General features: G+C 50.6%; 7 protein-coding genes and 1 pseudogene. 6 read left to right on the top strand and 2 right to left on the bottom strand.

The genetic code is table 11. The features are described 5' to 3' along the window. The 5 genes and pseudogenes from D479_RS20810 to D479_RS15860 form a co-directional block, all read left to right on the top strand. Nucleotides 1-648, top strand: a pseudogene (locus tag D479_RS20810) (ATP-binding protein); the annotation flags it as partial. A gap of 4 nt (nucleotides 649-652) precedes the next feature. After that, entirely contained in the window at nucleotides 653-1774 is a 1122-nt protein-coding gene (locus D479_RS15875; protein WP_235601506.1) for a lysozyme family protein, read from the top strand. An 18-nt stretch (nucleotides 1775-1792) separates the two neighbouring features. Beyond that, nucleotides 1793-2404: a hypothetical protein gene (locus D479_RS15870; RefSeq protein ID WP_008638982.1), complete on the top strand. Its 612-nt coding sequence runs from the start codon at nucleotides 1793-1795 to the stop codon at nucleotides 2402-2404. A gap of 16 nt (nucleotides 2405-2420) precedes the next feature. Then, nucleotides 2421-3269 carry a hypothetical protein gene (locus tag D479_RS15865; protein ID WP_039871636.1) on the top strand — a complete coding sequence of 283 codons (849 nt, stop codon included), beginning with the start codon at nucleotides 2421-2423 and terminating at the stop codon, nucleotides 3267-3269. Nucleotides 3270-3325: 56 nt separating this feature from the next. Further along, nucleotides 3326-3865, top strand: coding sequence for a hypothetical protein (locus tag D479_RS15860; RefSeq protein WP_008638978.1), 540 nt, complete (start codon nucleotides 3326-3328; stop codon nucleotides 3863-3865). Between the two features lie 44 nt (nucleotides 3866-3909). Here the strand turns inward: D479_RS15860 and D479_RS15855 are convergent, their stop codons facing one another. Continuing rightward, on the bottom strand, nucleotides 3910-4323 hold the full coding sequence (locus D479_RS15855; protein ID WP_008638975.1) for a type II toxin-antitoxin system PemK/MazF family toxin: 414 nt from the start codon (nucleotides 4321-4323) through the stop codon (nucleotides 3910-3912). 3 nt (nucleotides 4324-4326) lie between these two features. Then, nucleotides 4327-4524, bottom strand: a complete 198-nt coding sequence (locus D479_RS15850) for a hypothetical protein (RefSeq protein ID WP_008638973.1) — start codon at nucleotides 4522-4524, stop codon at nucleotides 4327-4329. Between the two features lie 108 nt (nucleotides 4525-4632). Between D479_RS15850 and D479_RS15845 the strand changes: the two genes are divergently transcribed. Continuing rightward, nucleotides 4633-4899 (top strand): hypothetical protein, encoded by a 267-nt coding sequence (locus D479_RS15845; RefSeq protein ID WP_008638971.1) that lies wholly within the window; start codon nucleotides 4633-4635, stop codon nucleotides 4897-4899. The last annotated feature ends 273 nt before the right edge of the window (nucleotides 4900-5172 follow it).

Raw genomic sequence — 5172 nt, 5'->3', positions numbered from 1 at the left:
AACCTCGTCCAGAACTATGCGCACTTATTTGACGGACCGTCGAGCATCGATAACTTCGACCACGAGTACTTTGTATCGTTTCCGCTCCGTAATCTATCCGAGCTGAAGCCGGAAATTTTCCAAGCCCAGCTGTTCAACGTCATGAACATGCTGTGGGACGGCATGTTGAATAACGGACAGCCGCAATTCCAGGCGTTCAACAAGCACCGCCTCGAATTTGAGGATGCTATCCGTTATTTGATCCTGATCGATGAAGCCCACCATATCATCAATACGAGAAAAGGTTCGGAACACGGCGTCCAGTATTTGCAGCGCTTCATGCGGGAGGCACGGAAATATTTCGGCGGCATTTTCTTCGCCAGCCACCTGATCACCGACTTCGTACCGGAGAACGCTGATCAGAACAGCGCCGAAGAAGTGAAGAAGCTGTTCAGTCTGACGCAGTACAAATTCATCGCCGAACAGGACAGCGAATCGTTGAGCAGGCTGAAAGAGGTTTTCGTGGGGCAATTAAATGACAGTGAATTGAATCAGATTCCATTCCTCCAGACTGGACAGGTGCTGTTGTCGATCTCGTCTGTGAAGAACATCAAGATGAACGTCGATGTGTCGAAGGAGGAGCTGGACTTATTCGGTGGAGGTGCTTGATCCATTGAGCAATCTAGCGAAGAACGCAGTCAAACTGGGAGCAGGCTTCCTCTCGCTCAAAGCGAAATTGATCATCCTGCTCGTCGTTGTCGTCGGTTTTTTCCTTTTTGTCCTCGGTGTCGGCATCTTCCAGAGCTTCATCGGCGGATCGGATAGTAACAGTGGGACATCCGGGGAAATCATCAGCCTTCCCCCGGGTACCTTTCCTCTTAATGATACGGTGGAAGGCTACCGGAGCGATGTTGAAATGTATGCCAGGGAATTCGGGATCGAGAGCCACGTCGACGTCCTGCTTGCGATGATGATGCAGGAGTCGGGCGGAGGCGGGGATGATCCGTTCCAGGCAAGTGAGAGCAAGTGCGGATACATTGGCTGCATCACCGACCCGAAGGCATCCATCGAACAAGGCGTCAAACATTATAAGAGCGTCCTCGAGAAGGCGAACGGGGATATTAAACTGGCCCTCCAGTCGTATAACTTCGGCGGCGGGTTCATCGATTATGTAAATGACCGCGGCGGTGCTTATACCGAGGACCTCGCTGTTTCTTTTTCGCAAATGATGTATGAGAAGCTAAAGCATACAGGCCTGTACAGCTGTATCCGCGGGGATTCCGTTCCAAGCGGCGCCTGTTACGGAGATGTGATGTATGTCGATGCGGTCCTGAAGTATTACCATCCTGTGTCGAGTGACGCGATTGCGGGCATCTCCCCAAGCTTCAACGGTGATTTCGTCCGGCCGATCCAGGGCAGTGCGGAAATCACCAGTGATTACGGCTACCGGACCCACCCGGTGACAGGAGAGGAAAAATCGATGCACAACGGCATCGACTTCGCCTGTATGGGCGGCGTAACACCGATCCACTCGGTCGGAGACGGAGTGGTCGTGTACAGCCAGGGGGCGGGAACTTATGGGAATTCCGTCGTCATCCAGCATGAAGATCAGCTGTACACCCACTATGCCCACTTGTCGAGCATCGACGTATCGGAAGGTTCGCGAATTCAGGCGGGCGATAAACTCGGCGTCTGCGGAACGACAGGAAGATCGACGGGACCTCACCTGCATTTGGAAACGAAAAAAGAAATGTGGAGCGGACATATGGATCCGAAAGAGGTTCTCGGATTTTAACAGCAAGGAGAAAGCGATATGAACAGTATAAAACTATTCAAACACGTGTCGTTGATCATTCTCGCCCTTTTGCTGGCGGTCAATGCGTACTTCTTCTATGCCAATGGCAAGAAAGGAGACGAGTACGAGGCGGTCGCCAAAGCGAATCAGGAGCTTCAGGACGAGAACCGGGTGCTCGAGGATAAGGAGAAGAACATCTCCAACACCGCACGCGAGCAGCGGTTCGATGACTTGCAGAGTCAGGCGAAGCTGTTTGTGAACCTCGTCTTCGTCCAGAAGATCGAAGGCTACCAGCAGCGGAAGGACCAAGCGGCGGGCGTCATGAGTGAAGCCCTGCAGGAGCGGTACTTCCCGGCGGATGAATTCAATCAGAACAACGTGGAGTCGAAGCTTTTGAGCGAAGAGTATTACATTCAGAACATGGATGCGAATCAGAAGGAAGTCGATGTGCTGATCGAAGTCGAGCATGAAATCGACTACTTGGAAACCGGAAAGAAAGACAAGTCCAAGATGTTTCTGCGCGTTCACTTCGTCTATGAAGAGGATGCTTGGATTGCGACAGACATCGAGGATTTGTTCGCAGATACAGAAGAAGTGAAAGAGGAAGATCCGGAAGCGAACGACGTGTGACAAAAGGGGTGAAGCTATGTTCAACAAAGATAAAGTGAATCTGAGGAGGAAGTCGAACCGGATGTATATGACCATCCTCGGCGGCGTCTTTCTTGGGCTCGCGTTTTTCCTGACGTCCGGGTTTGTTTTCGAGGAGAAGGTGGAGGTGCTGTCTTCTCCTGTCAACGAAGATATCAAGGTTTCCTCCACGGAGAATGTCGTCATCAACCGGTGGATCTATGATCCGAAGACGGGGCAGATGGAGGTCATCATCGATACGGGACATCTGAAGAATGAATACGACACGATCGATTTTGAAGCCTTCCAGAGAAGCGACGGCAGCGAGGTCGATACCGAGGTCGTTTTCCAGTACGAAGACCACTACGTCGTCCGTTTGGAAGGACTGTCGCCTGATTATACTCAGGTCGCTCTCGATTTGATCGGAACGAAAGAAGTCCCCGAGGAGGAAGAGGCGGAAGAGGAGCAGTCCGGCCGCTCCATCCTGAGGACGTTGTATGCCGACTACAGGGAAGTGGAAGAAGCATCGATTGAGGAACGGGAGAGCGGCGAGTACATTTCCTACACGACCGACCTCATCATTGAAGGCATCAGAGAGAATATCCAAACCGTAGAAGAAGACATCAAGGATCTGAAGGCAGATTCCAAGGATGCAGAGGAACGGATCGCTTCCCTGCGCGAGGATAAAGTCTACCAGACCGATGAAGAGAAACTTCAGACAGACAATGACATCAATGCACTGGAAGTTAAAAAGAACGAGACAGCGAAAGAAATAGAGCGCTTGAAGATGGACTTGGAGCGATTCGACGATAAGATTCAAAAGACAGAACAGCGGGAGCGCGAGCAGCTCCTTGAGACAACCGATTGAAGAAGGGCGGCCCTGCAGGAAGCCGGGGCTGCTTTTAACAGAAAGGATGAGATAGGATGGAACGAGAAGAGAACCTGATGGGGACGATCGTATTCGAGCCGGCAGATAAAAGCCAGCAGTATTTGATGCTGCGGGATATGAATACCGATCATACACAGGAATATGCCATCGAGCCGGGTGGCATCATCGAGAACGGAGAAAAAAGGGTGCACCTATCCGATCTGCTCACGAAAGAGAACGCAGCGGAATTGAGAGAAGCGCAGATGGAGGGGCGGCAGACGTCGTTCATGCTTTCCGCGAAGGAACTCGAGCATGCCAAAGGGCTTGATCTGGTCAATCCGGAGGCGAGCGCAAAAGCAGAATCGATGAAGGATTTGAAAGCCCAGTATCAGAACTTGTGGGATATGGTGAAAAAAGAAAACAGCGGCGAATTGACGGAAGAAAATCTCGTCAACCGACTGTCCGCGGAGCAGACGTACCGGACCAGCAAGCAGGAGGTCATGGAGACGTTTAATGTCCCGCAGCAGACGATTACGAAGATGGAAAGCAGTGTCAGGCAGGAGACGAAAACAAAATCTGCAGAAAATCAGCTGTAATAAAAGCCCCCTTAACTAAGGGGGCTTCCTGCTTGTGGTAGGCATCAGGATAGGGATCCTGATTTCTGGACGCTTTTTCTCAGCTGGATATCCATCCGGTTGCAGGCGACGGATTTCCGCATGACGTCAAGCATTTGAGCCGTGGAGATCTCGCCTGACTTTTCGAGGTGTCCGATTTCTTCTCTGCTCATGGAGAAATAGTTATCGGACGTGCAGAGGACGGCGGAATCCTTCTTCAGTTTATTGACGTCGTCTTTCTCGACGAGGACGCCGTGTTTGTTCGCTGGATATGTTTTGATCTGCGAGGTCAACGTCCGCAGGTGGACTTGATCGTCTTCCACCTTCATGACGACACAGGGACGGGCGCCTTTATTACTCATTTCCCCTGTTTTTTTGTCATAAAAGTCGATGTCCACCCAGAGGACGTCCTTCATTTGGGGTGTGTAGATATCGCTCATCGATTACTCCACATCCCACAGCTTGCGAAGTTCTTTGTCGTCCTTGTCGATGATCACTTTGCCTTTCCCGTCTGTGCGCAGGCGGTCGGCCGGCTTTTCTCCGGGTTGTTTGTCGAGAATGTCCCGCTGCTGCTCCTCGATCTTCTGAAGTCGTTCGATTTCTTTCAGCATCTCTGCTTCTGTCTGTTTGTCTGCGCTCATGGAAGCACCTCCGATGGTTTTGTTTTTTCCATTATATCACAATGGAAATGCACAGAAATCACGGGTTGGATAACAAAAACATACATATTTAGAAAAGGAGGGGATACGATGAAGGGAGAGAAATCGAACCTATTCAAGAAAATAGGCCTGTGGGCGATGAGGATTCTGCTGCTGGCCGTAGCTGCCTTTGCCGCTTATTTCCTGATCGTACATACGAAGGATATGCTGCAGCTGTTTCTGCTGCTGATCATCCTGCTTATGGCCGCCGTGGTGGCCTTTCACATCCTTGCCGTCCTGTTTTATATCTTCCTTGTCATCCTGGCGATCGTGCTCCTCTTCTCCGGTGCAGGCTGGCTGCTTCATTTATTCGGCTGATTAGGGATGGTTACCTTTTTCAGGCTGTGAAATCTTAAAGAATCGAAGGAAGGAATAAAAATCCTCCTTCCATGAAACTTTTCCATCAAATATCGATAACGATGGATGAAGGGAATGAAACAAAAGGAAGGGAATTATGGCAAAGGGTGGAGGGGAATTGAGCAGACTCCTGTGGGAATAGTGGCACAGGTGAGACCCCGGAAGAGCAGAGTGAAATGAACCCATGAACTTGGACAATGTTTTTATGACGCTTTATTAAATTTCTCACGAAAT

Source organism: Halobacillus sp. BAB-2008, from assembly GCF_000328325.1.
In the GTDB taxonomy this organism is placed as follows: Bacteria; Bacillota; Bacilli; order Bacillales; family Halobacillaceae; genus Halobacillus.
The sequence above is the reverse complement of the archived record's forward strand: the minus strand, read 5'-3'. Positions and strand labels throughout refer to the sequence as shown.

Coding starts and splice junctions, on each gene's coding strand:
- D479_RS15850 (WP_008638973.1), bottom strand. CDS start 4,524: ATGAGCGCAGACAAACAGACAGAAGCAGAGATGCTGAAAGAAATCGAA.
- D479_RS15845 (WP_008638971.1), top strand. CDS start 4,633: ATGAAGGGAGAGAAATCGAACCTATTCAAGAAAATAGGCCTGTGGGCG.
- D479_RS15855 (WP_008638975.1), bottom strand. CDS start 4,323: ATGAGCGATATCTACACACCCCAAATGAAGGACGTCCTCTGGGTGGAC.
- D479_RS15865 (WP_039871636.1), top strand. CDS start 2,421: ATGTTCAACAAAGATAAAGTGAATCTGAGGAGGAAGTCGAACCGGATG.
- D479_RS15860 (WP_008638978.1), top strand. CDS start 3,326: ATGGAACGAGAAGAGAACCTGATGGGGACGATCGTATTCGAGCCGGCA.
- D479_RS15870 (WP_008638982.1), top strand. CDS start 1,793: ATGAACAGTATAAAACTATTCAAACACGTGTCGTTGATCATTCTCGCC.